22 protein-coding genes are annotated in these 25,501 nt (G+C 60.9%); 7 read left to right on the forward strand and 15 right to left on the reverse strand.

Translation table 11 applies throughout. The annotated features are described in order from the left end of the window. Nucleotides 1-193 precede the first annotated feature (193 nt). From F8C90_RS02480 to ngr, 3 genes are all read right to left on the reverse strand, one after another. Nucleotides 194-1,711: an IMP dehydrogenase gene (locus tag F8C90_RS02480; protein ID WP_158048869.1), complete on the reverse strand. Its 1,518-nt coding sequence runs from the start codon at nt 1,709-1,711 to the stop codon at nt 194-196. A 234-nt stretch (nt 1,712-1,945) separates the two neighbouring features. Continuing rightward, nucleotides 1,946-3,430 carry a lipopolysaccharide biosynthesis protein gene (locus tag F8C90_RS02485; RefSeq protein WP_246155747.1) on the reverse strand — a complete coding sequence of 495 codons (1,485 nt, stop codon included), beginning with the start codon at nt 3,428-3,430 and terminating at the stop codon, nt 1,946-1,948. 262 nt (nt 3,431-3,692) lie between these two features. Continuing rightward, on the reverse strand, nt 3,693-4,301 hold the full coding sequence (gene ngr, locus F8C90_RS02490) for a nigerythrin (RefSeq protein ID WP_158048870.1): 609 nt from the start codon (nt 4,299-4,301) through the stop codon (nt 3,693-3,695). A gap of 225 nt (nt 4,302-4,526) precedes the next feature. On the opposite strand from ngr, the gene F8C90_RS02495 reads away from it, so the two are divergent. Next, the gene (locus F8C90_RS02495; protein WP_158048871.1) at nt 4,527-5,966 is read left to right on the forward strand and encodes an aminopeptidase; all 1,440 of its coding nucleotides are present in this window, start codon (nt 4,527-4,529) and stop codon (nt 5,964-5,966) included. Nucleotides 5,967-6,476: 510 nt separating this feature from the next. Here F8C90_RS02495 and F8C90_RS02500 read toward each other — a convergent pair. Further along, nucleotides 6,477-7,019, reverse strand: a complete 543-nt coding sequence (locus F8C90_RS02500) for a metallophosphoesterase family protein (RefSeq protein ID WP_158048872.1) — start codon at nt 7,017-7,019, stop codon at nt 6,477-6,479. 390 nt (nt 7,020-7,409) lie between these two features. On the opposite strand from F8C90_RS02500, the gene F8C90_RS02505 reads away from it, so the two are divergent. Further along, the gene (locus F8C90_RS02505; protein WP_158048917.1) at nt 7,410-7,859 is read left to right on the forward strand and encodes an Hsp20/alpha crystallin family protein; all 450 of its coding nucleotides are present in this window, start codon (nt 7,410-7,412) and stop codon (nt 7,857-7,859) included. A 171-nt stretch (nt 7,860-8,030) separates the two neighbouring features. Next, a complete protein-coding gene (locus F8C90_RS02510) occupies nt 8,031-8,660 on the forward strand; it encodes an NUDIX hydrolase (protein WP_158048873.1) in 630 nt (209 codons plus the stop codon). 12 nt (nt 8,661-8,672) lie between these two features. On the opposite strand, the gene F8C90_RS02515 is transcribed toward F8C90_RS02510, so the two are convergent. The 7 genes from F8C90_RS02515 to F8C90_RS02545 all read right to left on the reverse strand — a co-directional run bounded on the left by F8C90_RS02515 (nt 8,673) and on the right by F8C90_RS02545 (nt 15,571). Then, nucleotides 8,673-8,966, reverse strand: a complete 294-nt coding sequence (locus tag F8C90_RS02515) for a YerC/YecD family TrpR-related protein (protein WP_158048874.1) — start codon at nt 8,964-8,966, stop codon at nt 8,673-8,675. Between the two features lie 4 nt (nt 8,967-8,970). Further along, complete coding sequence (cimA, locus tag F8C90_RS02520; RefSeq protein WP_158048875.1) at nt 8,971-10,560, reverse strand: citramalate synthase; 1,590 nt, start codon at nt 10,558-10,560, stop codon at nt 8,971-8,973. A 268-nt stretch (nt 10,561-10,828) separates the two neighbouring features. Further along, nucleotides 10,829-11,305: a TFIIB-type zinc ribbon-containing protein gene (locus F8C90_RS02525; protein WP_158048876.1), complete on the reverse strand. Its 477-nt coding sequence runs from the start codon at nt 11,303-11,305 to the stop codon at nt 10,829-10,831. A 58-nt stretch (nt 11,306-11,363) separates the two neighbouring features. Continuing rightward, the gene (locus F8C90_RS02530) at nt 11,364-11,582 is read right to left on the reverse strand and encodes a hypothetical protein (protein ID WP_158048877.1); all 219 of its coding nucleotides are present in this window, start codon (nt 11,580-11,582) and stop codon (nt 11,364-11,366) included. A gap of 477 nt (nt 11,583-12,059) precedes the next feature. After that, nucleotides 12,060-13,940: a carbohydrate-binding domain-containing protein gene (locus F8C90_RS02535; RefSeq protein WP_246155748.1), complete on the reverse strand. Its 1,881-nt coding sequence runs from the start codon at nt 13,938-13,940 to the stop codon at nt 12,060-12,062. Between the two features lie 2 nt (nt 13,941-13,942). After that, nucleotides 13,943-14,641, reverse strand: a complete 699-nt coding sequence (locus F8C90_RS02540; RefSeq protein WP_158048878.1) for a DUF4956 domain-containing protein — start codon at nt 14,639-14,641, stop codon at nt 13,943-13,945. A gap of 108 nt (nt 14,642-14,749) precedes the next feature. Beyond that, nucleotides 14,750-15,571 carry a polyphosphate polymerase domain-containing protein gene (locus F8C90_RS02545; protein WP_158048879.1) on the reverse strand — a complete coding sequence of 274 codons (822 nt, stop codon included), beginning with the start codon at nt 15,569-15,571 and terminating at the stop codon, nt 14,750-14,752. A gap of 395 nt (nt 15,572-15,966) precedes the next feature. On the opposite strand from F8C90_RS02545, the gene F8C90_RS02550 reads away from it, so the two are divergent. The 3 genes from F8C90_RS02550 (at nt 15,967) to F8C90_RS02560 (ending at nt 19,862) form a co-directional block, all read left to right on the forward strand. Continuing rightward, a complete protein-coding gene (locus F8C90_RS02550; protein WP_158048880.1) occupies nt 15,967-16,668 on the forward strand; it encodes a response regulator transcription factor in 702 nt (233 codons plus the stop codon). 30 nt (nt 16,669-16,698) lie between these two features. After that, a complete protein-coding gene (locus tag F8C90_RS02555; RefSeq protein ID WP_158048881.1) occupies nt 16,699-18,087 on the forward strand; it encodes a sensor histidine kinase in 1,389 nt (462 codons plus the stop codon). Between the two features lie 245 nt (nt 18,088-18,332). Further along, nucleotides 18,333-19,862: an S-layer homology domain-containing protein gene (locus F8C90_RS02560; protein ID WP_158048882.1), complete on the forward strand. Its 1,530-nt coding sequence runs from the start codon at nt 18,333-18,335 to the stop codon at nt 19,860-19,862. Between the two features lie 178 nt (nt 19,863-20,040). On the opposite strand, the gene F8C90_RS02565 is transcribed toward F8C90_RS02560, so the two are convergent. Further along, complete coding sequence (locus F8C90_RS02565; protein WP_158048883.1) at nt 20,041-21,381, reverse strand: coproporphyrinogen III oxidase family protein; 1,341 nt, start codon at nt 21,379-21,381, stop codon at nt 20,041-20,043. A 341-nt stretch (nt 21,382-21,722) separates the two neighbouring features. Here F8C90_RS02565 and F8C90_RS02570 point away from each other — a divergent pair, with 341 nt between their 5' ends. Then, on the forward strand, nt 21,723-22,130 hold the full coding sequence (locus F8C90_RS02570) for a hypothetical protein (RefSeq protein WP_158048884.1): 408 nt from the start codon (nt 21,723-21,725) through the stop codon (nt 22,128-22,130). A gap of 2 nt (nt 22,131-22,132) precedes the next feature. On the opposite strand, the gene F8C90_RS02575 is transcribed toward F8C90_RS02570, so the two are convergent. From F8C90_RS02575 to F8C90_RS02585, 3 genes are read right to left on the reverse strand one after another with little or no spacing between them, the layout of a single operon-like run. Next, entirely contained in the window at nt 22,133-23,050 is a 918-nt protein-coding gene (locus tag F8C90_RS02575; RefSeq protein WP_158048885.1) for a thiamine pyrophosphate-dependent enzyme, read from the reverse strand. Then, the gene (gene porA / locus F8C90_RS02580; protein WP_158048886.1) at nt 23,050-24,330 is read right to left on the reverse strand and encodes a pyruvate ferredoxin oxidoreductase; all 1,281 of its coding nucleotides are present in this window, start codon (nt 24,328-24,330) and stop codon (nt 23,050-23,052) included. The genes F8C90_RS02575 and porA overlap by 1 nt, the downstream gene beginning before the upstream one ends. Continuing rightward, complete coding sequence (locus tag F8C90_RS02585) at nt 24,327-25,298, reverse strand: 2-oxoacid:acceptor oxidoreductase family protein (RefSeq protein WP_158048887.1); 972 nt, start codon at nt 25,296-25,298, stop codon at nt 24,327-24,329. Before F8C90_RS02585 ends, porA begins: the two co-directional genes overlap by 4 nt. Nucleotides 25,299-25,501 lie beyond the last annotated feature (203 nt).

Consider the following 25,501-nt stretch of genomic DNA (forward strand, 5'->3'; position numbering starts at 1 on the left):
CCGAGATATCCCATTTGCTAGTTTACGGCCAGCATAGCGAAGCTTCCTAAAAACAACGAGACCGCGCCGGGCGTCCAATCTCCCGCGGAACCCTCGCAGCGCATCGTAAACACGCAGCGAAAGCTTGCAGGAGGACGTCCGACGCGGTCGCGTCAGCAACCTGATCAGCAGGTTGAGATACGGCGAAGCTCGCTTACCTCATGTTGGAAGCGTAGGGAGCCTTGTCCTTCAGAAGGACGTCGTGCGCGCCGCCCTCGACGATGGACGTGGAGCTGATCACCGTAAGCTTGGCCTTATCCTGGAACTCGGGGATGGTGAGCGCACCGCAGTTGCACATGGTCGACTTGATCTTGAGCAACGTGACCGCGATGTTGTCCTTAAGCGGGCCAGCGTAGGGCACATACGAATCGACGCCCTCTTCGAACGACAGGCTCTTCTTGCCGCCCAAGTCGTATCGGCCCCAGTTGCGGGCGCGAGCGGAACCCTCGCCCCAGTACTCCTTCATGTAGGTGCCATTCACCATGACCTTGGCCGACGGGGACTCGTCGAAGCGCGCGAAGTAGCGGCCGAGCATAACGAAGTCTGCGCCCATCGCCAGGGCCAGCGAGATGTGGTGGTCGTAGACGATGCCGCCGTCGGAGCAGATGGGCACGTAGATGCCAGTCTCCTTGAAGTACTCGTCGCGAGCCTTTGCAACCTCGATGGTAGCCGTAGCCTGGCCGCGGCCGATGCCCTTGGTCTCGCGCGTGATGCAGATGGAGCCGCCGCCGATGCCGATCTTCACGAAGTCCGCGCCCGCCTCGGCCAAGAAGCGGAAGCCCTCGCCGTCGACGACGTTGCCGGCACCGATCTTCACGGAGTCGCCGTAGTGCTCGCGCACCCACTCAATCGTCATCTTCTGCCAATCGGAATAGCCCTCGGACGAGTCGATGCACAGCACGTCGGCGCCCGCCTCGACCAGCGCAGGAACGCGCTCGGCGTAGTCGCGGGAGTTGATGCCTGCGCCCACCATGTAGCGCTTGTGGGCATCGAGCATCTCGTTGGGGTTCGATTTGTGGGAATCGTAGTCCTTGCGGAACACCATATAGGCGAGCGTATCGTCGTCGTTCACGAGCGGCAGCGAGTTCAGCTTGTGATCCCAGATGATATCGTTGGCAACCTTGAGGGAGGTGTCCGCCGGCGCCACAATCAGCTTCTCGCGCGGGGTCATGAACTCGGAAACCTTCTCGTCGCCGCTCATGCGGGAAAGACGATAATCGCGCTCGGTGACCACGCCGAGCAGCTTGCCGTGCGCCGTGCCGTCGTCGGTAACAGGCATCGTGGAGTGGTCGGTGGCCTCCTTCAGGGCGACGACCTCGTTGAGCGTCATGTCGGGGGAAAGGTTGGCGTCGGACTCGACGAACCCAGCCTTGTAATCCTTCACGCGCTTGACCATGGCGGCTTCCTGCTCGATGGTCTGGTTGCCGTAGATGAAGGAAAGGCCGCCCTCGGTGGCAAGGGCCACGGCCATGTTGTCGTCGGAAACGGCGGCCATGATAGCGGACACCATCGGAATGTTCAGCGAAAGCGGGCACTCCTCTTCGCCCTTGCGATACTTGACGAGCGGCGTTTTCAGGCTGACCGACGCCGGAATGCACGTAGCAGGCGTGTGGCCAGGCACCAAAAGATACTCGTTGAACGTGCGTGACGGCTCGTCATAGTAGTAAGCCATGGGGAATATGCTCCTTCGCGAACGGGGACGACTATAGTGTTGTTCGACATTATAGACACCCCGTCGCGGGTTGCACGGGTCGCAGCGGCGAAATACCTGCGTTTTCGGAGAAATTCCCCAGCCCTTAACGCGTCAGCAGGAGAAGGCGACGCGGAGTGCGAGGAGAACTTTGAGGCGGGAGTTGGGGGCGTGCGGCCGGCCTGCCGGCGAAAGGAGGGCGCCCGCGGCTCAAACTTACCGGCGCGGCGTGCGCAGCGTGCGAGATGTGCGCAACTCGGCGGAGGCGTCGCGGGAGCGACCCTCGCGCTCGGCGGAAGCATCCTCCGTCGGCACGACGCGCCCGACCACGCGCGTTGCGTGCGCGGCGGCCGCCTGCTTGTCACGCTCGGCCAAAGCCATGCGAACCTTCCCATATTCCCAAACCAGAAGCACGAGCAGGATGCACATCACAATGAGATACCCGATGACGGCGCCCGGCAGTCCCGTGAAGTTCACCAACAGAATCGGGACGAACAGCGAGAACCCGAACGTGATCAGGTAAAGCTTCGTCACCGTACGCTGCTGGCGCAACACCGTGACCACCTGATAGAGGAAATCGATGCAAGCAGTGACGCCGCCGGCGGCGAGCATGATGAATACAAGTCCGCGGAACTGCTCGAAATCTACGCCGTAGAGGAAGCTCATGACCGTAATGCCAATCCAGCCCATGATGAGCGCCATCACGACGGTGATGCCCACGATCACCGCCACAATCACCACGATGATCATGTCGAAGCGCTTGCGCTTCTCAGGGTCGGCCCACACGGCGGCCATCTTCACGAGCATCGGCTTGTAGATGAGCTGCGCGGTGAGCAGGATGCCCATGGCCGGGAAGTAAAGCACGTTGTAGTAGAGCTGGTTGTCGTAGGAAAGCACACCCTCCATGACGAACTTGGGCATGTTGTCGATGAGCGAGTAGAGGAACAGCGCGACGAACAGCGGGGCGCACTGCTTGAAGAGCGCAACGACGCTGTCGGAGCTCGCGCGCGTCGACGTGGGCGTTTCCCAAATCGCGAGCGGCAAGGTGAGCACGATGAACGAAACGCCCGCAGCAATGGCCATCGCGATACAAGAGACGCTGACGCTGCGCGTGATAAACAGCGCGACGGAGAACACCACGAGCACGAGCACCGAGCGGAACGCCTGGGAGATGCCCGCGAGATAGAGCTTGTCCTTCTGCTGAAGGCGGCCCTCGTAGACGTCGGCTAAGCCATCGACCATCTTGTAGACGTACACGCCCATGCTGATTGTGAACATCTCGCCCGCGTAACCCCTGATGGAGCAGTATATCCACCCGACGATGAGCATCGCCGCACACGTGAGCCAGCGATTGAGCTGGTAATCCGAGAACGAGTGCGCCTCGTCGAGGTCGGAAATTTGGTAGGTGCGCACACCGTAATTCGCGAGGATCATGAGCAGCGACCCCGTGACGAAGGCGAGCGAGAACATGCCAGCGAGCTCCACGCCCGCGAGCTGCGTCACCACGATGGTGAGGACGGGGAACACCATGCCCCACGCGCTCGTGCCAAGCGTGTTGCAAATATAGTCGCGCGTCGTGCGGTGCGAAGCGTACTCGGCCGGCTGGTCGGCGAGCTCGCCTTCCGTCACCGCGCCCAGGAGGCGATTGCACCACCCGTTGACGGCGCGTGTAAGGAAGAATTTATTCGGGTCGAATGCCATGGAATCGCGCGTGCTGTCCCTTCGTGTCGTGTCTCATCCAAGGATTATAGAGTCGCTCTTCCGACGGGTTGCCAATTTGCACAGAAAGTGAAGAAGCCGAGCCCCGGAGGACTCGGCTTCGCATGTTTCACGCGGAGCGCGACGAAGCGCACTCGCATGACGCTGCGGCGGTTAGCTCGCATTCCGCAACCGCGCGGAAGACGCCCGCCTTCGCAATGCGCGGGGATTGCTCGCCGCAAGCCGCACGCATCACCGCAAAGAGCTAGAAGCGCTGGAATTTCGCCTTCGGAACGCCGCAGATCGGGCACTTCTCGAAGTCCTCGCCCTTGTGGATGTAGCCGCAGCCCGGGCAGAGGTAGTATGCGTCGTCATCGGCGGCATCGATGTTGTTGTACGCCTCGAGATACTTCTCGGCATGAACAGCCTCGGCAAGCTTTGCCCTGGTGAACACCTTAACAGCCTTGGCGTGGCCCTCTTCCTGCGCCTTCTTGATGAAGGTGGGATACATGTCAGAGGTCTCGAAGATCTCGCCGTTTGCGGAGGCGATCAGGTTGAGGTCGATGGCTTCGGGGGCCGGAGCCTCGGCGGTCGGGCGGGTGTAGGAAGGATCTTCGGCCTCCACGAGGGAAGCTTCGAGGTTGATGTGGATCTGCTCGGCGGCAGAAGTGGCCTCCCACAGACGTGCGAGCTGGTCGAAGCCCTGCTCCTTGGCGGCCTTGGCGAAGGCGGCGTACTTGGCGGAAGCGCCAGTCTCGCCTGCAACGGCGGCCTTCAGGTTCTCGAGCGTGGTGCCTGCCTTGGTGACGGCATCGGCGACAGCATTGAAGTTGCTGGAGTTCTCAGCGGTGGGAAGTTCGGTACGAAGGTTCATAACGTGCCCCTCTCAATGGTTCTTGTTAACTGTTTTGTTAACCTCATCTTATTGAGAATTTATCTCAATAAGAAACTATAGCGAGTTGCCGAACCTTATGCAAGTCGCCCCCTCGCATTCCCCGCCGCAATTCGCAGAACGTTCACATCCGCCGAGGCGTAGGCGTCGTGCACTATAATTGGCCGCATCACGATACGCCTTGGGCAACACGAAAGGTCGAAGGACATGGAACACGAAGTAGCTTGGAAGAAGTACGACGAGGTTGACCTCGAGGCCCTCGAAGGCCTGGCCAGCAACTACATCGACTTCATTTCGGAGAACAAGACCGAGCGCCGCTGCGCCGCAACCGCCATCCGCATGGCCGAGAAAGCGGGCTACGTCTCGCTCGCCGACGCCGTCCGCGAGGGGCGCGCGCTTTCCGCAGGCGACAAGGTGTGGGCGCATTCCCACGGCAAGGCGCTCATCCTGGTGCAGCTGGGGAGCAACCCGCTGAGCGAGGGCATGAACATCCTGGGCGCGCACATCGACAGCCCCCGCCTCGACCTGAAGCAGAACCCGCTCTACGAGAGCAACGGCTTCGCGCTTCTCGACACGCACTACTACGGCGGTATCAAGAACTACCAATGGGTTACGCTCCCGCTCGCCATGCACGGCGTCATCGCCAAGAAGGACGGCACGGTTGTGGACATAAACGTGGGCGACGATGAGGGCGACCCCGTTTTCTGCGTGTCAGACCTGCTTATTCACCTCGCAAGCCAGCAGATGGACAAGAAGGGCAACAAGATCGTCGAGGGCGAGGACTTAGATATCCTCATCGGCAACCGCCCGCTGTCCATCGACGGCGAGGATGCTGAGCGCGAAGCCACCGGCGGCGAGGGCGCGAAGAACAAGGACGCCGCGAAGGAACCGGTGAAAGCGTTCGCGCTGAAGCTTCTGGCCGACAAGTACGGCATCGAGGAGGCGGACTTCCTTTCCGCGGAAATCGAGATGGTGCCGGCAGGGCGCGCCCGCGAGCTGGGCTTCGACCGCAGCATGGTCATCGGCTACGGACAAGACGACCGCGTATGCGCCTACACCTCGCTCATCGCGCAGCTCGAGGTGCCGGCGGATTTGGCGAAGACGGCCGTCACCGTGCTCGTCGACAAGGAGGAAATCGGAAGCGTCGGCGCGACCGGCATGGCATCGAACTTCTTCGAGAACACCATCGCCGAGATCATGGAGCTTGCCGGCGAGGGCGGTATGCTCCCGCTGCGACGGGCGCTTTCCGCGTCGAGCATGCTCTCCTCTGACGTGTCGGCCGGCTTCGACCCCGCCTACGCGAGCGTCTTCGAGCCGAAAAACGCCGCGTTTCTCGGGCGCGGGCTCGTGTTCAACAAGTACACGGGCGCACGCGGGAAGAGCGGCAGCAACGATGCGAGTGCGGAATACGTGGCGCGCGTGCGTCGCGTGATGGATGACGCGGGCGTATCGTTCCAAACCGCTGAGCTGGGCAAAGTCGATGCAGGCGGCGGCGGGACGATTGCGTATCTGCCCGCAAAGTACGGCATGGACGTCATCGACTCGGGCGTGGCCGTGCTTTCCATGCACGCGCCCTGGGAAGTGACGAGCAAGGCCGACATCTACGAGGCCTACAAGGGTTACCTGGCGTTTTTGAAAAACGCGTAAAGGCGAGAAAGCCGCCGACAGCTAGCGCCCGCGAAGAGAGGGGCCAGGCAAGCCGCGGGCGTGAAGCGATGGTCTTGCCGCCAGGTGCCCCACGTCCGCGAAGTGAGGGGTGACTGACAAACTTGCCGGCGAAGCGAACACGCCTGCAGGGAAAGCCAGCCCACCAGTAGGCCGCGGAATAAAACGGGCTGCTCGGTTCAGGTCGAGCAGCCCGTTTCTCTTTCGGCGATAGCTCCATTCGGCTTTTTGCAATGATTTCAACCGCGCTTTTGCAACTTTTTCATTCGGTATTTCGCAATGTTTTCAGCCAGGGCTTTGCATAACACAGGTAGGGTCGATCGCCCAGTCTCTGCGACTCGCGCCCCTAGTCCCACGAGTCGATTTTTACCCTACCGCCCCCCGTTCCACGACTGAGACAAATCACCCGACCCCTGTCCCGTTCGTGGACCCCGGTGGACCGCGCCCACGCGCGTTCGCAGCAAAGCCCCGCGAACGAGAATTCGGCCGACCTTACGCGAAGTCGTGGCGCAGCACGACCTCGCCGCAATGCGGGCCGCGCGTGGTCCGCTCTACCCAGGCGCGCAGAATGCGGCCCTCCCACACGTCGATCTTCGCCACGCATTGTGGGAATCCCCCGCGGGGGTTGGTGGGCGAACCGGGGCAAAGCAGCAGGTCAGCCGGGCGCGCTTCCTTCCCTACCACGATTTCGGGAATATGGGTATGCCCGTGAATGCACACGTTCGGCAGCGGGTCGCCCGGCGCGAGCGCGCCCGAGCCCGCGAACACGATGCGCACATCCCGCGGATAATGCGCAACAAGAAAGCGCACACCGTCGACGACGGGCCGGGCGAAACGGCGCACCGAAGAGCCGTACTCGTTGAAATCGTTGTTGCCGAGCACTGCCGTCACAGGTGCGAGCGTCTGCAGATCGCAAATAATCTCGGGGCTGCAGATGTCGCCCGCATGGATGATATGCTCGCAATCGGCGAGCGCATTAAACGCCTCAACAGGCAAAACGCCATGCGTATCGGAAATCACGCCGATTCGGGCCATGTCACACCACGCTTCCTTTCGCCCCTTACTCCCCAAAGCATACTCGTTTGATGAGCGTCCGAAAATACCCGTCGCCACGTAGGGCCAATCGAAATTCGCAGACTTCAATTATCTAAGCGTCTTTCACTAAAGTTTCCTTCTAGCAAATGTGTCAGGTTTGTGACGAACTAGCACTCTCCATTGACGAGTGCTAATGAGGAGTTTATAACGATAGTCGAACCAAGAAGGGACGCCGAGAAGAAGCGAAGGCAAGGCGCCGTAAGGCTTTAGCCCACTGCAGGCGGGCACGACAAGGTTGCCGCCCACCTCAAAAGCGAGCGAACAACCGCGGCAGCAGGCTTCCGCCGATTCCCAAAACAGAGCGCCCCCCGTTATTAGGAGATGACAATGATGACCATGCTTATGCCGACTCGTAGGAATTTCTTCAATGACCTGATGGCCGATCCGTTCGACGCGTTCTTCAACACCCCGTTCACCCCGGCTCCGAAGTCTTCTTCCACGCTGATGCGCACCGACATCAAGGAGCATGATGACGGCTTCGAAATGACCATCGACCTGCCCGGATTCAAGAAGGAAGATGTTCAGGCGGAGCTTAAGGACGGCTACCTCACCGTAAACGCCGAGACCAAGACCGAGACTTCCGAAGGCGACGAGAAGAAGGGCACCTGGGTACGCAAGGAGCGCTTCGAGGGCAAGTGCAGCCGTACGTTCTACGTGGGCGAGGATGTCAAGGAAGAGGACATCAAGGCCCGCTTTGAGAACGGCACACTCGTAATCGACGTTCCCAAGCCGCAGCCGCAGCCGAAGCTTGAGGAGAAGAAGACCATCGCCATCGCGTAGCCTTTCCCCTCTCGATTTTCCTTTCCCTCTCTTTTCTCCAATCGGCGCCGGGCGCGTCCGATAAGCCCAGTGCGAAAGCCCGCAAGGAACCTCCCCTTGCGGGCTTTCTTTTTCTCGCCTTGTGCCTGGTGTATCATGGCGCCGAACAACAGCGAGGCAAAGGATGGGCAGATGGACGCAGCAACAACCCGCGGCATTCCGCAACTGAAGAACATCGAGCAGGTCAGCGAGGGATGGATCAACAAGTATATCCTCACTTACGAGCTGCCCGACGGCACCGACTACGTGTACGAGAGCACATCGCGCAAGAAGCTCGAAGCGTACCGTACGGGCCTTTTGGCGAACGCCCGCGGCGAGGCGCCGCGCGTTGACGCCGTTTGCATCGTGGGCGAAACGCGCGAAGGCACGCTGCTCATGATTCGCGAGTTCCGCTATCCCTTGAACTCCTGGTGCATCGCGTTCCCCGCAGGATTGAAGGAACCTAACGAGGGTATTCGGGAATGCGTCGACCGCGAGCTGCGCGAAGAGACAGGATACCGCCTGCGCACCGACGTCGATGAGCCTGTTCGACTTTTGCCCCAGGCGGGATTCTCGTCGACAGGGCTGACCGACGAGGCGATTCAGATCGTATTCGCCCAGGTGGAAAAGGCGGGCGATGCGCAACCCGAGGAAAGCGAGCTCATAAGGCCCTTCCAACTGTCCCTCGGCGATGTACGCCGTTTCCTCGATGAAAACACGACGCTCATCGGGACACGTGCCCAGCTCATCCTGGAAGTCTTCGCCGCGCGCGGCGAACGCTAGGAGGTTTGCGGGCTATTCTTTCTTGTCACCGAGCGCCTCGAGCGCGGCGGCGTAACCGCCCGACCCGTAGGAGAGGCACTTCGACACGCGGGCGATGGTCGTCGCCGAGGCGCCCGTAGCCTCTTCGATCGCAGAATAGGGCTTACCCGAAGAGAGCAGACGGGCCACAGCCAAACGCTGCGAGGTTTCGCGAATCTCGCGAATCGTGAACAAGTCCTCGAGCAGGGCAAATACTGTGTCGTTGTCGTTTAGCTTGGCGAAGACGGACAGCAGGTTCTCGACTTCGGGGGTTCTCAGCTCGCTCATTTCACTACCCTTCTGCTCGTATGAGGCCGTACTCGATGGAATCGACAAGCGCGTTCCACGATGCCTCGATGATGTTCTCGCTCACACCGACCGTACCCCAGCTGCCGCGCTTATCGCTCGTCGTGATGATAACGCGCGTCGTAGCGCTCGTGCCAGCGCCTTCCTCATCCAAGATGCGCACCTTGTAGTCGGTGAGTTCCATGTTCGCCACCTGGGGCAAGTACTCAGTGATCGCCATGCGAAGCGCCGCGTCGAGCGCGCCGACGGGGCCCGTGCCCTCACCCGTGGCGACGATTCGGCGATTGCCCACATGGATTTTGACCGTGGCCTCGCTCGCCGCGTCCTTCGCGAGAGCGCCCGTGTCTTCCCGATCGTCCACGATGACGCGGAAACTCTCCAGCCTGAAATGGGGCTCATATAGGCCGAGGTGCCGCCTGATCAGCACCGCGAGCGATCCGTCAGCCACCTCGTAGGAGTAGCCGTGCGCTTCGCGCGTCTTCACATCGTCCAAGATTGCCTGGAGCGTCCGCGCATCACCCGAAAGGTCGATTCCCAGGCTCTTTGCCTTCGCAGCAAGCGACGCCTTACCCGCAAGTTCGCTCACGAGCATTCGCGTTGCGTTGCCAACGTTTCGAGGATTCGTGTGCTCGTAGGCTTCCGGAAAACGCGCGATGGCGCTCGCGTGCAGGCCGCCCTTGTGCGCGAACGCCGAAGCGCCCGTATAGGGATGGTGCGCGGGAACGGACAGGTTGCATGTTTCGGCTACGAACTGGGCGGTCCGCGTGAGGTCGCGCAGGTTGTCGGGGCCGACGCAGTGGAGCCCCATCTTGAGCTCCATGTCGGCAATGGCGGTAAGCAGGTCGGTGTTGCCCACGCGCTCGCCGATGCCGCCGACGGTGCCCTGCACCTGCAGCGCACCCGCACGGACAGCGGAAAGCGCATTGGCCACCGCACAGCCGGAATCGTCGTGACAGTGAATGCCCAGCTGCTGGTCGGGAAGCGCACGTGCAACGACGCCGACTATCTCTTCCACCTCGAAGGGAAGCGCGCCGCCGTTCGTCTCGCAAAGATCGATGGAGTCGGCGCCGGCCTCACTTGCCGCGCGAATGCACGCGAGCGCGTAGTCGGGATTGGCCTTGTAGCCATCGAAGAAGTGCTCGGCGTCGAACACGACGGTGAGCCCGTGGGCCTTCAGATACGCGACCGAGTCGGCGATCATGCGAAGGTTTTCCTTGAGCGTGGTCTGCAATGCGCGCGTGACCTGGGCATCCCACGTTTTCCCTACGATAGTTACCACGGGAGCGCCACACTCGACGAGGTCGGCAAGCCCTTGATCTTGGTCGGCCGGCGTGCCCTTCTTGCAGGTGGACCCGAACGCGGCGATGCGCGCATGGTCAAGCGGCATCTCCTTCACGCGGCGGAAGAACTCAATGTCCTTCGGGTTTGACGCGGGGAAGCCGCCTTCGATGAAATCGATACCGAATGCGTCGAGCCGCTCCACGATGCGCAGCTTGTCGTCGAGTGAAAGCGAGATGCCCTCGCACTGCTCGCCGTCGCGCAATGTGCAGTCGTATGTGAAGATGTGCTGAGTCAAACCCCGTCTCTCTCCAATGGAAACGCCGATTGAATAGCCGTTCGTCCACGGGCTATTCTACTCCAACAGACTAGAGCGGGAGAGCGCTTTTCGGAGAAGGTTCCGCCGTCAAGTACGAAGTGCAACTCCAAGGGATACATCATTAGGGAGCTAGCAGTCATCGAATGCACGGGAACCTGCAGCTTTCGAGTACGCGAACAGTCCGTCCAAGCGAAAGTCGAGCCCCGACGAAATAGAGGCTCGAGCGCAGAGGGCAACCACCCGACGCTTACTTCGACCCACCGCCACCAAGCCCGATGAGCAGATAGAGAATCCAACCTGCGGCAATGATGCCGTACCTAGCCTTTTTGCTCATGTCTTCCTTGTTCAGCATGATAATCGTGAGCGGAACGGGGAAAATGCAGATCCACCCCAGAACCCACAGCCACGTTTTGCGCCTCTTCGGGGGCTCTTGAGGAGCCTGCTGGGGTTGGGGAGAAACTTGAGGCTGGAAAGTTGGCTGGGAGGCTGGTTGATAGCAGGCTTGCTGAGGCGGAAAAGATGCCTGCGCCGCTTCCGCTTGAGCCCTCTGGCGCCCCTTCTCGAATTCGTAGCCGGCCTTCTCTGCTCCGTCGAGCTGGACTTTCTGAATCTCGTCATCTACTGGCAGAGCGGCACCGCAATAGCTGCAGAAAGCCATTTTCCTATCCATGTCGACTTCAAGCCGAGCGCCGCAGCCTGGGCAGGTAAGGTTGACGATCTTCACGAGAATCCCTTTCGCATCACGAGCTCCGAGACGAAAATCAGGAAATCGAGCACCAGCTTCATTGCGAACCGTTCTCACTTCTTTCCCTGTCCTCGCGAATGAGGCGTTTCAGGTATGACGACATACTTTCCTCCCGATTCCTCGCGAATTCGTACAAATCGTAATCGGGCGGAAAGAAATTGCACTGGATTTTCTTCTGCTTCGCCTTCTTGTACTTGTTTTCCGCCGCGCGCTGCGCATCAGTACGCTTCGCGGCGCGCTTCTTCGGTTCCGGCATCGCAAACCCTCCCTAGAAAAACGGCGAAGTCGGGGCTGTCCCGCACGCTCGGGGAGGCACCTGCGGAAGGCGTTGGCCCCGAGACCCGCGCGTTGAGATTGCCGCGCGCGGGGAGCGCTTAAATGACTCGCCACCTCTTCGCCGCGCCCTTTGCTGGGTTCACTATACTCAGCCCGAAGCGGCCGTATGTCCCCACCATAGTACAGGCGCGAATACCGTCCGTTTGGCATGCATCGCCCCTGAATAAGACTCTCGCGGCGGCGCCGTACGACGAGATAAAAGAAGCCCTCAAGTTGCTCATGTCTGACGACTACGACAACTAGAGGGCTAAACCGTCTCGCCGCGTATCTTCGCGGCGAGATGCCGGGTCCGGCATACCACGGAAAGCATGGGTAGCGCGCTGCGAAGCCAAAATCGGCCGACCCCGCGAGCGCCCCAAACTGCCAGAAATTCGGGAAGGGAGGTGTTATGGAATGGTTACCTCGCGACGCCGACTGCGCCAGGCCCCGATCCCATGCCTCCTACGCTCGATGAAGGCGTGGTGCTCGCGGTTGCAGAAGTCGAGCTACCGCCCGAGACGGTCCCGGAATCGGTATAGCCGTGCGTATCCGCGTTCGTCAGCACTCCGCCTATCACCAGGGTATATTCCCCGCCTTCGGTAAACTTCAGGCTGCTTGCCAGCACCATGCCGAATTGCTTGGTGGCTGTTATCGACGCAATCACGCTGCCGCTTGCGTCCACGATCGCGACCGTATCGCCCGCACTGCCGCTCACGTTCGCGGTGTAGAGAAACGGCTGCGTGCCGCTCGAGAAACTCTGCGCCATGCGCGACGAGCCGACCACGAGCACCGTACCGCCCGAAATGGTCGCCTCGCTATCGTAGTCAAACGCGCCATCGCCATCGCTCGACGGGCCGTTCACGAGCACCGTGCCACCCGTAATCTCCACGCTGCCGTTGCTGTCGATGGCATCGCCCGCCGAGTCGAGCACAAGCGTTCCGCCGTTGACCTGAATGAGGCAGTCGGAAGAACCTGCACCGGGGGCTCCACCCCGATTGCCGCCACCCTTGCTACCACCAGGGAAGCTACCGCTATCCACAGGACTTCCACCCGCTGCGGGCCCGCCTTCGCCTGGCGTTTTTCCATCGACAGCAATACCGCCCGCGCTCACCGTGAAGTCACCGCCCGCAATCGCCATCTGCAAGTCGGAATGGAACGCATCGTCGGCCGAGGCCACGCTGAACGTTCCTCCCGTGATGCCGATACAAGTTTTCGCCTGCACCGCGTCGTCGCCCGCATTGATTGAGAAGGCGCCGCCCGTAATGCTCACGAAGCCCTGCGTCGCCTCGGTGTCCTTGTTCGACTTGATGCCGTCACCTCCCGCCACCAGGCTGAACGAGCCGTCAGCAATCTTCACGCAATCGCGGCCGCGCAGGCAGTCCTCCACCGCCGTCACGTTCAGGGTGCCGCCTGTGACGACCAAGTCGTCCTTCGAGCAGATGCCATGACGATAATTCGCCGTCACGTTGAGGACCCCCGTGCCGTTGATGGTGAGGTCGCAGCGGCAAAAGAGCGTCGCGTACGGCTCGTCAGAGTCATCTTCAAGCGTGTAGTCGGTGCCGTCGGAAAGCGAGTTTTGCGTGCCATCGGCCAAGGTCACGAAGCATTTATCGACGTTCTTCGCATAGATTGCGGGACCGTTCTCGTTGTGGATAGTCGCCCCCGCAAGTACCAGCTGAACCTTCGCGTCATCGGACGCGTCGACCACAATCTGCCCCGATGAAAGCTCACCTGAAATAATGTAGGTTCCTTCTGATGAGATGACCACCGTCGAACCATCGACTGTGGCACCCGAGCCGTCAACACTTGCGGACGACCCCGAAAGCGCGATGCGCGTGGCGGACGCCTCATCGTAGCTTGCATCCAAGTCGCGCTTCGAATAGTCCAGATCAAGAGCCGAAACGTCGAAAGCTGCGGCAACGTCTTCAAAGGCGGAAGACTCCGAGCCAACCGCTGCAGCAGCATCGCTTGACGCCGCGGAAGAAGACTGCTCGCCCGCGCAGCCGCCCAACCCCGAAAGCGAGAAAACGAGCACAGCGGCGATACAAAGTGCGGCAAGACGCCTCATGCGACCCGACCGGGCCCCTTCGGCGACGCCCACAAAGCGAGTTCCGCAGCGAAGCGAGGACTGTTTGAGCGACCGGGCGTTGCCGGAGGGGCTGGAGCCCGCGACCTGGCGGGGCTCTTCGGCGGCGCCCACAAAGCGAGTTCCGCAGCGAAGCGAGGACTGTTTGAGCGACTGGGCGTCGGCGAAGAGCCCCTTCTCGCAGCTCGCCTTCTCTACCGTACGCTTTCCCATCTCTACAACACCCCCTGCGGCTTGAGCTCGCATTTCCCAAGCGTCACCTTCAAGTTCCCATTAAGGCAGCGCACCTCGTCGATCAGACGTTTCTCCATGCCGGGCTCGCGAAGGCGCAGCGTGTACTCCAGCGTGTAGAGGCTCCCCATGTTCGACGTGGTCACTTCGGTGAGCTCGTGCTCGGCGGCGAAACGATTGAGCACGTCGTCGAAGATGCCGTCGAATTCCAGGTCCTCAGGAACGACGATCTTGAGCGTCTTCTCCGCTTCGTGCGGACGACCGAGGGGCGAGAGCACATACACCACGTTCACGACCGCGATGATTGCGGTGAACAGCACCGCCAGGCCGAGAAAGCCCATGCCCGTAGCAAGGCCCACCGCCATCGCCAGAAATACGCTGCCGATGTCCTTCGCGCTGCCGGGAATGGAGCGAAAACGCACCAGGTTGAACACGCCCATAACGGCGATACCCGCGCCAAGATTGCCGTTGACCAGGGTAATCACCATCTGCACGATGAGCGGCAGAAGCGCCAGCGTAACCACGAAGTTCTTCGAGTACCGATGACGGAACATGTAGACCCCGGCAATCGCAAGGCCGAGGACGATAGACACGACGGAACACAAAAGAAAGCTCGACGCCGAAACCGACGAGACAAGCGAGTCGGCGGTTCCGAACACCGACGAGAACATAAGATCCGACATGGAAAATCCTTTCTTCAGGAGGAACTATCGAGGCAGAACAGGGCGAAGGTCGAAAAATGGCGACACCGCCTTCCTCAACCGTCGCCTTTCCCTGCGGCGCCTCGCTCCCTACGACGCCTTGCGCATGCTCGCCTGATAGGCCGCACCGTATTTGGAAAACGACGAGGGGTACGCCTCGCAACCGTCGAGCGCGTCGACGAGCCACAGCGGGAAGGGACCGGCGCACTTCACTTCCATAATCGCCTCGTCAGCAGGCAGAAGCGGGCGCGGCATGCCGAACCCGACGGGCGGGCGCCTATGCGAAGCCCGCGCGATGAGCGCTTCCTCGAACAGGTCGCGATATGCCACGTTCTCGTCGAAGGTGATGCGCAGCGTCGAGGGAACATCCGCCGCCTCGCCTTCCCCGCCAATCGCGAGAGGCGCATACGCCGTGCGGTCGCAAATCGTCACCATCGACGCACGCAGCGGAGTATAGCGCTCCTTGAAGGCGTCTATTTCACGCGCAATCTGCAAACTCCGCGGCGAAAGCGATGCCTCGGCGAGAATCGAGTCGGGCAGCGGGAGCTCGCGACACGCCTGCTCATAAGGCATGCCACCCATATACACCCGCGCCGCCGCGTACGAGCAGCCGACACGACGCTTGTACACGATGCCCTGGTACTTCTTCTTGAGCTCGACGAACACCTGGTCGTCCTCGCCGGGAATGCCGTAGCTGCGCACACGGAGCTTCTCCTTATAGAGGGGCTTGTCCAGCGATCGCTCGATAAGCGCCCGGTCGGGCGTGTCGAAATAGCGGCTGACTATGCTCGTCGTCCCGTAGTCGTCGACGGCCATGCGCCCTTCGAGTGCCGTAAGCATCGCATGGCGCCGAGCTGCATCGAGGCGGTACTTGACTTCCTTGCGCTCGAAAACCTCTTGATAGCTCGTCATAGAAAATACCTCCTTTTGAAGAGGGACGGAAGGCCGCCCCTTTGACGGTCGTGTCGTCGGCGGCGCGGGGCCGATCATCGATACAGGAAAGGGAGGAGGGGAAGAGGATGGCCCCGCCTGCCGACACCCCGAATGCTACGGAGCACCCCTGAAAGAACCCTGAAAGAAACGCTCAAATCTAAAAATCGGGCAGTTTCTTTCAGGTTGTTTTCAGGGTCGTCCCCGACAATAGCCTCACGGCCGCAACCGCCCCATCCACGATCCCCAGCGCGGAGGCGGTGGCGGCCGTTCGCGTCTCGGCGAAGCGCCCGCAAGGACCCGCGTCGAGGCGTTTCCTTAGCAAAACCGTGCTAGTATTCCAATCAAGAAAGCACCGAACGTGAAAGAGGAGCGCTGTGCAGATTCTCATAGTCGAAGATGATGTACGCCTTGCCCAGGCACTTTGCCGCATCCTCGAGGAAAGCGGCTACAAAACCGACGCCGTGCACGACGGGCAGTCGGGACTCGATTATGCGGAAAGCGGCATCTACGACGTCGTCATCCTCGACGTTATGCTGCCGAAGATGGACGGGTTCACCGTCGTGTCGAACCTACGGCGCGCCGGCGTGAACACGCCCGTGCTGCTCCTGACCGCGCGCGACGCCGTGCCCGACAAGATCTGCGGGCTCGACTCGGGCGCCGACGATTACATGACCAAGCCGTTTTCACCAGCCGAGCTCATGGCGCACCTGCGCGCACTCACGCGCCGCCAAGGCGAGGTGCTCTTCGAGACGATCACGTCGGGGGACGTTTCGTTGAACCTGGAAAGCCACGACTTGACCTGCGGCGACCAGTCGATTCACCTCAGCTACAAGGAGTTCTCACTCGCCCGCGTCCTTATGGCGAACGCGGGCGCTGCGGCGTCGAAGGCCACGCTGATCGAGAAAGTGTGGGGCCTGGAGGCAGCCGCCGACGAGAATAACGTAGAAGCCTACGTATCGTTCCTGCGCAAAAAGCTGAAGTTTCTCGGCTCGGCATCGCGCATCGAGACACTGCGCGGCGCTGGGTATCGCTTCGCCGCGGAAGGCGCCGCAACCGACAATCGCGCGAGCGCGTAAGACTGCGCCGCATTCCACGAAAAGATTCCTATGCTGAAAAAGCTCCGCATCAAGTTCATCGCGCTCAACATGGCCACCGTGGCCGTGGTACTCGCCGTGATTTTCTCCGCCATCTGCGTCATCAACTACCAGCAAAGCGTGGCTTCCGTGCACGAAGCGATGAGCAACGCCATCGCGTTCACGGAGTCGAAGAGTCGCGCACTGACCGACGGCGACACCCAGGGGCAGGAAGGCGCACGGGAACAAGACGCGGGCGACCCCGGACAAGGCCAGGGGCAAGACGCGGGCGACCCCGACGAGCAGGCGGACGGGGACTGGAAAGACGATGGCACGCGGCATGGCACCCCTCCGCAAATCGGCGGCGGACCTGCGGGAAGCGGCCCGCATGTCCCTGTGGCCGTGTATCGCATCCTCAAGAGCGGCAGCTACGAGCTCGCAGGGTCGGCGGCTTCCGCATCGATTGCAGACGACGTGCTCGAAAAAGCGATATCCCAGCTCGCGGATGCCCCCGATGGTTCGGGAGAGCTTGCCGACCTTGGATTGTTCTACGAGAAGCGCACTTCCGACACCAGCATCGCGCGCGTCGCGTTTGCCGATGTCAGCTCCGCAAACGGATGGCAGACCCTCGCGCTCACCCTCGCGGGCGTCGGCGTGGTCGCACTCGCCATCTTCTTCGTGATCAGCGTGTTCTTCTCGCGCTGGGCCCTGCGCCCGGTGAAGCGCGCGTGGGAGCAGCAGCGGCAGTTCGTAGCTGATGCCTCGCATGAGCTGAAGACCCCGCTCACCGTCATCCTCGCGAACACGTCGATTCTCATGTCACACCCCGAGCGCACCATCGCAAGCCAAATCCAGTGGGTCGAAAGCACGCAGGCGGAAGGCGAGCGCATGCAGGGGCTCGTGGCCGACCTTCTTCTCCTGGCGCGCCTCGACGCCGAGGAGACCGACATCGTGAAATCGAAGCCGAAGGAGCGCATCGATCTGTCGAACCTGGTGGAAGGCGAGCTTCTGCAGTTCGAGTCAGTGGCATTCGAGCGCGCCATCGAGCTGGAAAGCAACGTAGGCGAGGGCATCGCCGTGCAGGGATCGATCGAGCGCCTGCGCCGCCTGGTCACGACGCTTCTCGACAACGCGTGCAAGTACGCCGGCGACAACGGGAAAGCGCGCGTCGAGCTGCATGCGCAGAATGGCAACGCATGCCTCGTCGTGCACAACACGGGGTCGCTCATCCCAGCGGAGGACCTACAGCACGTGTTCGACCGCTTCTACCGTGCCGACAAGGCACGCACAAGCGGTGCAGGCGGCTTCGGCCTGGGACTTTCCATCGCGAAGGAAGTCGCAGAAGAGCATGGCGGCACGATAACCGCGAAGAGCAGCGACGAAGAGGGCACCACCTTCACAGCAACCCTGCCGACCGCGTAATCGAATACTCAAAAGCAGCTTTCCAGGTGAAACCCCCACATGGAAAGCTGTCGTCTTTTCTTCACATTCCCCCTTCACCATATATGGTGATCCGCAATATATGGCAACATCGCTTGCATTTTTGCCCATGATTTCGAAAAATGACGGCGATAAGAGCGCACGCGGAGAGAGCCTACGTTACAATCAGGGGAAACACGGTCACGTCACGCTAACCACAAACGCAGCCAAAACGAAACGAGGACCCCATGACCGACCTACGGATGAAGATCATCTCCATCGCGTGCGCGCTCGCACTTGTTGCCGGGTGTATGCCCGCTGTGGCCTTCGCGCAGGAAGAAAGCGAGGACGCCCCGTCCCCCGCGCCCACCCGCATCCCCATTGACAAGCAGGCATTTGCCCAGGCAGAAGAGGAAGGCATCACCCTGCAAAGCGTCAACCTCAACGCGACCGTCGCACCGCACGACGCGTTCTCCGACGAATTCCTCTACTTCACGAAATACGAGAGCGGCAACAGGCTCACGAGCGGCGAGGGCTACGACATGCTCCTCTCCGCGGGCGACAACTACCACGCCATGGGCTGCTACCAGTTCGACAACCGCTACGGCCTGCAGGATTTCCTCGTCGCCTGTTACAACTACAGCCCGACGCGCTATTCCATGTTCGCGTGGCTGAAGGACGCAAGCGTGGATATCTCGAACATGAAGCTCTACGACTCGAGCAAGAAGGCCTTAACCGACACGGGGAAGAGGCTGAACGATTCGTGGTCCGCCGCGTACCAGGCGAACCCCAAGGAATTCTCGCGCCTGCAGGACGGCTGGTTCTACCAGGAATACGTCGAGTACGCGCTGCGCCTGTGCAACAACAGCGCGCACAACTTCAATATGGACAGCCGAAGCGATTGCATAAAAGGCCTGGTCAGTGGCATTTGTAACCTGTTCGGCTCAGGCGGCATGCAGTTCTTCGTCGGCGGCACGCTCTACGGGAAGCACTACGACGGCGCAGGTCTCTCCGGCACGATGAGCGACCGCGAGTTCGTCACCACGCTGTGCAACTACATCGTCGACCACGTGGCGGAGCTACCTTATGTGAACAGCCAGTACGTGCCCAGCTATCAAAATCGCTACCGAAACGAGCTCGCCGATTGCCTCGCCTACCTCGACAGCAAACCCGATCCCAGCAATCCGACACCGACGCCCGAGCCCAACAAGGCGTTCAGCGATCTGGAAGACGGCGCCTGGTATCTGCAGGCAGTCGAGTACGTGTCGAGCCGCGGCATCATGAAAGGCTACGATAACGGCACGTTCGGACCCAACGACACGCTTTCGCGCGGGCAGCTCATCACTATGCTGTGGCGCCTTCAGGGTTCCCCGCAGGCGGACATGTCCACGACCGCGTTCGCCGACGTCGACTACGACAGCTATTACGGGGACGCTATCCGATGGGCGCGCGCGACCGAGATTGTGAAGGGTTACGGCGACAGCAACGACTTCTGCCCCGACGCGTCCATCACGCGCGAGGAGATCGCCGTTATGCTGGCGAACTTCGCCAAGCGGATGGACGGGAAGAATCCCACGAGCGACGGCGTGAAGCTTGGGCAGTTCCCCGACGCCAATGCGGTCGACTCATGGGCGAAAACGGCTCTGAGCTGGACTGTCGACAAGGGAATCATCTCCGGCAAGATCGACGCGAGCAACAAAGCATGGCTCAACCCGATCGACAACGCGACGCGCGCGGAGGCGGCAACCATCCTCATGCGCTACCTGCAAAACCGCTAGAAGGCAATAACGGGCTCACCTGCTACGGGCTGGGCTTGAAACGACACAAGCGCCGCAAGGCCAAGCCCCTGCATCGACGACAGAGATCGAATCAAGCCCGAAACCAAAAGCGAGCGACCATCCCGATCGCCCGCTTCGCTTCCAGCTATAAGGTTGTTCTGCTAGGAAGGAAAGCCCCCTAGCACGCCATCTGAATTTCCGGCTCTCCATCCCCGAAGAGTAGCTCGCGCTCGGGACCGGAAAGCGCCGCGCGTGCCTGATCGCGCAGGTTGTTCATGCCCGAAAGGAACTGACGGTACATGACGAGGGTCAGGTAGCGGCCCTTCGTCGTCAGCATGAGCTCGTCGTCGTTGTCGATCGCGAACGACCTGTTCGCGCGCATGAATGCGAGCTCGATCGGCAGCGCCAGCTCAAGCGGCTCGCCGAACTCGCGCTCGAACGCATGCTTGTCGAGGTGCAGCTGGTAGAGATGCAGAAGGAAGTAGTAGCGCTCCAGGTCGCGCTTCGCCATGACCGACTTGCCCATGATGGACATATGGCCCGCCTGGATGGCATCGTTGTATTCCTGCAGGCTGAACGAGTTCACATACAGGCAGCCGTTCAAGTGCGTGATCGAGCCCGAACCGATTGCCGGGTACTCGTTGTATGACACCTGCAGCTCCTCGAACGGCAGCTCAACATCCTTCTTCCCCTGGTCATTCAAGCGCGTGAACGTCCAGATGGTGTCACGCTCGAAGAACGGGTGATCGCCGCCGGCAAGCACACCGTCGAGAATCTGGTAGTAGCGGTACTCGCGGTTGTAGTCCATGCGCCCGAGCGTCTCAACCATCTTGCGTGTGGTTGCAGACGAGATGTAGAGCGGCGAGAACGTGGTCTGACGCGCGCCGCATTCGACGATCTTCTCAAGGTCGTCGAAGAGGATGTCCTCGGTTTGCGAGGGGAAGTTGAAGATCATGTCCACGTTGAGCGAGTCAAAATACGGAACCGCCTCGCCGATGCGCTCGAAGATTTCCTCGCCCGAACCGTACTTGTGGTAGCGGTCCATCTGCTTGAGCAGGTCGTTGTTGAAGCTCTGCACGCCGACGGACAGACGCTGAACGCGTCCCTTCAGCTCATTGAGCCATGGCTGCACGAGGTGGTTGGGGTTGGTCTCCGACGACACTTCCTTGATGTTGAAGTTATCGCGCGCAAGGTCGATCGTCTTGCACAGCTCGTCGAGCATGATGGTCGGCGTGCCGCCGCCGATGTAGAGGCTTTCAAAGTCGTATCCCAAATCCTTGAGCATCATCATTTCCTTGCGCATGTTCTCGAAATACGGACGCGCAACGGACTCGCGGAACGGATAGCGATTGAAGCTGCAGTATGGGCAAAGCACCTGGCAAAACGGCACGTGCATATACAGCATGTACTTCTCGCCGGGCTTCGGGCCGGGGAAGAACTTCTCGTCGGTCGGATGCAGGTCAAGGTGTTGCTTGGCAATGCCTTTGACCAGGTTAGTGAGCACTCGTTCGGATAACATGGGTCCCCTTCGTGACTTTCTCGAAATCAACGCCACATGGTAGCGCTTTTGCGCCCCAAACGCGCAGGGACCATTCGCTTTCTACGGGAACTGCAAGAAGAGAGTCATTTAAACGACGACGCGGCAATTTCGCGCGCATAGTCTGCACACGGCTTTCTCGCCTCGACGAGGACATCATGAGTGCCGGCAAAGCCCTCGTTGCGCCCCGCTTTCCACCCTCCTCGGAGCCTCGAGAGCCCGCCACCTCGACGGCCCAGTGCCAAATATGGGACAATGGCAACCAATGAAAGCCGCTCGGAACGGAGGCGACAATGGCAAAGCATATGACAAGAAGGGCATTTGTGACGACAGCATGCACAGCCGTTGCCGCAACAGCACTCGGCTGCAGCGCCTCGGACGACGCCAAAGCCACATGGACATGGACGCAAGACGACGACCTGCCCGTATTGTGTATGCAGGTTTCCGGCGGCGCCATCGTGGCCATGCCGGGCAGCGGCTGGAAACCGCAAGACGGCTGGATTCAGGTGCAGCTTTCAGGAGGGTCGATTCCCGGAAAAGAAATCGAATCAATCACCCAGGAAGGATCGACCCTCGTTGTGCAGCTGAAAAAGCCGGCGAGCGATATCGAGACCATGGACCTGCGCCTCACCGAGTACCGAGTCGAAGGCGGCGACGTCTCAAGCATCGAGTCGGTCGACATCATCGACAAGGGCGAGCGCCACGAAGCCCAACTCGGGGTGGACGGCTAGCGTTAAGCCCAATCGCGCTCGATCATTTCCCACTTTGCGTCGCGCGAGCGCTCGACCAGGGAAATCTCCTCGTCGCTAAGAGCACGGAAGCGGCCTTGGCCCTTCAGGTAATCGCGCACGCTCGCGAACTCACGGGGCTTGCAGTTGAGCGTGAACGTCCCACCAGGGACGCCGCTCACCTGTTCGCCCTCATATTCGGCGAGATACCACAGCCCGCAATCGACCACATCGCGAGCGAGATCGACCATCTTCGACTCGGGAGCACCCCACCCCGTCGGGCACGGCGCGATCACGTGAATGAACCGCGTACCGTGGATACCCTTCGCGCGCTCGAGCTTTTTCAGGAAGTCGCTCATATACCCGACGCTCGCCGTTGCGGCATAGGGAAGCCCGTGAGCTGCGACGATCTCGAACACGTTCTTCTTCTGCGTGAGGCATCCGTGGGAGTTCTTCCCTACGGGCGTCGTTGTGGTCTTAGCACCGAAGGGGGTGAGCGAGCTTTTCTGGATGCCCGTGTTCATGTACGCCTCGTTGTCGTAGCAGATATAGAGGACGTCGTCGTTGCGATCGATCGCGCCCGAAAGCGCCTGGATGCCGATATCTGCCGTGCCGCCGTCGCCCGCAAAGCCGACGACCGTACAATCGTCGGGCTTCTTCCCCTGAGCCCGCAAACCGGCCTCGATGCCCGTGAGCACGGCCGCCGTGGCCGCAAAAGGCGTGATCATCGCGTTGTTCGCAAAGCACAGCTGAGGGAAGTTGAAGCCGACGGCGCTCATGCAGCCTGCGGGTAGCGCCGCCACCGCGTTCGGTCCGAGCACCTTCAGTGCCGCGCGGACCGCAAGCGACCCGCCGCAACCAGCGCATGCCTTGTGCCCGAAAAACAGCTCGTCAGCAGGCATGTTCTTCGCATTCATCGCCATTATCGCGCACCTTCTTTGCAATCGTCGCCGCATGCAGGCTGGCTTGCAACGGAAAAGTCTATCCCGAGGAAGCTCACGCGGCCAAGCCCAGCTCCCTGGCCAGTAGAGGCATCGTCGCAGCTCCGCCCGGCGGCAGCAACATCGTGCCCTCGCTCGCCCACGCTATCGAGCAGCGCGTCGAACATGGCGTCCATCTGGGCACTCGTGATGTCGTCACCGCCGAGGCCGCCGATGAAGTTGAACGTCGGCGTCGTGCACCCCGCTTGCTGGAGCGCGGAATTCACGTTCGTGAACACCGTGCCCTCAGCCCCGAAGGAGATGTCCTTCTCCAGCACGCCGACCGCCGCCGCACCCGCAAGCGCTTCGGCGATAAGCTTCGCCGGGAAGGGACGCATGTAGCGGATGCGCAGAAGGCCTACGCGCTTGCCCTGCTCGCGCAGCCTTGCGACCGACTCGCGCGCAAGCCCCGCAATCGAGCCCAGCGTCACAAGAATAGCTTCAGCATCGTCGCAGCTCACCGCTTCAACAGGACCCGTATACGCTCGACCGAAGCATTCCGCAAAATGCGCTTCCACGCGAGCGATCGCCTCGAACGCGCCGAGCATGTCTCTGTGCTCGTAGTATTTGAAGTAGCGGTTGTAGTCGGGGCCGGCGGAATATCCGATGTTCTTCGGATGCTCGAAGTCGAAGCAGTTCGTCGCCTGATATGGCGGCAAGAACGCATCGGCGTCTTCCTCGGCGGGCACATCGACCGTCTCGTAGGTATGCGTGAGCGCAAACCCGTCGAGGTTCACCATAAACGGAGTGAGCACCGCAGGGTCTTCGGCCACCGCATATGCCATAAGCGCCAGGTCAAGCGCCTCTTGATTGCTTTCCGCATACGCTTGGATCCACCCATGGTCGAGCAGCGCCAGCGAATCGCGCTGATCGCCGTAGATGTTCCACGGGAGCGCCGTTGCGCGGTTCGCGTTCATCATCACGATGGGAAAACGCCCACCCGCAGCGTAGGTGAGGACCTCCGCCATGTAGAGAAGGCCCTGGCTCGAGGTCGCCGTAAACGTGCGCGCGCCCGTGGCTGATGCGCCCATCGCACAGGAAAGGGCAGAATGCTCGGATTCCACATGCACGTATTCCGCCTTGAGCGAGCCCTCTTCCACCATCTCGGAAAGACGCTCGACCACGACGGTCTGCGGCGTGATGGGGTAAGCGGAAATCACCTGCGGTTTCGCGAGACGAACACCTTCGGCGAAGGCTTCGTCGCCTGAAAGGAAACGCTTCATCGCTCATCACCCTCGCTTTCGGGGACCATGGCAAGCGCACCGAAGCGGCACATCTCGACACACACGCCGCACCCCTTGCAGAAATCGTAATCGATAGCCACGGCTGCCGTGCCCGCCGCATCGGCCGTCTGCCGCGCAGGACGGAAGAGGCAGCCATCGGGACAGTACAGGTAGCACTGCAGACAGCCCGTGCATTTCCCGGCATCGAGCACCGGACGCATATTGCGCCAGCCTGCGTTCTTCGCCACGAGGTAACCACCGTCGTAGCAGGTAGTATGGGCGAAGTCGGCGGGATCGAGCGCGTCGGTTTGCAGCGTAGGTATGACCGTCTCGCCACGGGAAGCGGGCGCATCGAAATGCGCATCCTTGGTCGTTTCACGTGAAACAGAGCCGATGACCTGGGATTTGAGGGACTCGTCGGTATTTACGGCCACTCCCGCTGCGCGAGTTTTCCCCACCGCCTCAAGCGCCGCATCGACTACGCGCTTGTTCTTCTCGTGCAGCTTCGCGGGCATATAGCCCTCGATGGCTCGCTTCACGTTGTCGGCGCTCACGTAGTCGCACACCGAGCACAGCGCACCGAGAAGCGCCGTGTTGGGAATCGGCCGGCCAAGAATCTCTTGAGAGATGCCATTCGCATCGATGGCAACGATGCGTGGATCGCCGAACGAGCGCACCGAGTTCACGATGACTTTCCCATCAGGAAGCAGCTCGTCCTCCCAACCTTCGCCAAGCAGCGTATCGTCGAGGTAGATAACGTAGTTCGCCCTGCTCACTGCACTGCGGTCGCCAATCGGCTCGCGCGACATCTTAGTGAACGCGCGCATAGGGGCGCCGCGGCGTTCAGGGCCGAACGAGGGGAACGCCAGCGCATAGGAGCCATCAGCGAACGAGGACGCCGCGCCCAAAAGCCGTGCCGCTGTGAAGGCCCCCTGCCCGCCGCGACCGTGCCAAAGCACTTCGATCATGTAAAACTCGCCTTCTTGTTAGTTTGTGAGATGAGCATCAGTATAGGCGAACCAGGCCGCGCCTTCGTGGTTTCGACGATTCAATACAAGCAAGGCAGAATCGAGGTGGGTATTGGTGTCTTCATTTTGATGCCGCGGCTTCTTTAGCGGACCGTTATTGGGGAAAGCAAGGGCGCCGACAACGTCGACGCCCTTGAATGAGA

It is taken from the genome of Ellagibacter isourolithinifaciens (assembly GCF_008831035.1).
In the GTDB taxonomy this organism is placed as follows: domain Bacteria; phylum Actinomycetota; class Coriobacteriia; order Coriobacteriales; family Eggerthellaceae; genus Ellagibacter; species Ellagibacter isourolithinifaciens.

Bases quoted from the DNA above. Each gene is read 5' to 3' on its own strand.
- F8C90_RS02480 (WP_158048869.1), bottom strand. From the start codon at position 1,711: ATGGCTTACTACTATGACGAGCCGTCACGCACGTTCAACGAGTATCTT.
- F8C90_RS02485 (WP_246155747.1), bottom strand. From the start codon at position 3,430: ATGGCATTCGACCCGAATAAATTCTTCCTTACACGCGCCGTCAACGGG.
- ngr (WP_158048870.1), bottom strand. From the start codon at position 4,301: ATGAACCTTCGTACCGAACTTCCCACCGCTGAGAACTCCAGCAACTTC.
- F8C90_RS02495 (WP_158048871.1), top strand. From the start codon at position 4,527: ATGGAACACGAAGTAGCTTGGAAGAAGTACGACGAGGTTGACCTCGAG.
- F8C90_RS02500 (WP_158048872.1), bottom strand. From the start codon at position 7,019: ATGGCCCGAATCGGCGTGATTTCCGATACGCATGGCGTTTTGCCTGTT.
- F8C90_RS02505 (WP_158048917.1), top strand. From the start codon at position 7,410: ATGACCATGCTTATGCCGACTCGTAGGAATTTCTTCAATGACCTGATG.
- F8C90_RS02510 (WP_158048873.1), top strand. From the start codon at position 8,031: ATGGACGCAGCAACAACCCGCGGCATTCCGCAACTGAAGAACATCGAG.
- F8C90_RS02515 (WP_158048874.1), bottom strand. From the start codon at position 8,966: ATGAGCGAGCTGAGAACCCCCGAAGTCGAGAACCTGCTGTCCGTCTTC.
- F8C90_RS02530 (WP_158048877.1), bottom strand. From the start codon at position 11,582: ATGCCGGAACCGAAGAAGCGCGCCGCGAAGCGTACTGATGCGCAGCGC.
- F8C90_RS02535 (WP_246155748.1), bottom strand. From the start codon at position 13,940: ATGGGAAAGCGTACGGTAGAGAAGGCGAGCTGCGAGAAGGGGCTCTTC.
- F8C90_RS02540 (WP_158048878.1), bottom strand. From the start codon at position 14,641: ATGTCGGATCTTATGTTCTCGTCGGTGTTCGGAACCGCCGACTCGCTT.
- F8C90_RS02545 (WP_158048879.1), bottom strand. From the start codon at position 15,571: ATGACGAGCTATCAAGAGGTTTTCGAGCGCAAGGAAGTCAAGTACCGC.
- F8C90_RS02555 (WP_158048881.1), top strand. From the start codon at position 16,699: ATGCTGAAAAAGCTCCGCATCAAGTTCATCGCGCTCAACATGGCCACC.
- F8C90_RS02560 (WP_158048882.1), top strand. From the start codon at position 18,333: ATGACCGACCTACGGATGAAGATCATCTCCATCGCGTGCGCGCTCGCA.
- F8C90_RS02565 (WP_158048883.1), bottom strand. From the start codon at position 21,381: ATGTTATCCGAACGAGTGCTCACTAACCTGGTCAAAGGCATTGCCAAG.
- F8C90_RS02575 (WP_158048885.1), bottom strand. From the start codon at position 23,050: ATGGCGATGAATGCGAAGAACATGCCTGCTGACGAGCTGTTTTTCGGG.
- porA (WP_158048886.1), bottom strand. From the start codon at position 24,330: ATGAAGCGTTTCCTTTCAGGCGACGAAGCCTTCGCCGAAGGTGTTCGT.
- F8C90_RS02585 (WP_158048887.1), bottom strand. From the start codon at position 25,298: ATGATCGAAGTGCTTTGGCACGGTCGCGGCGGGCAGGGGGCCTTCACA.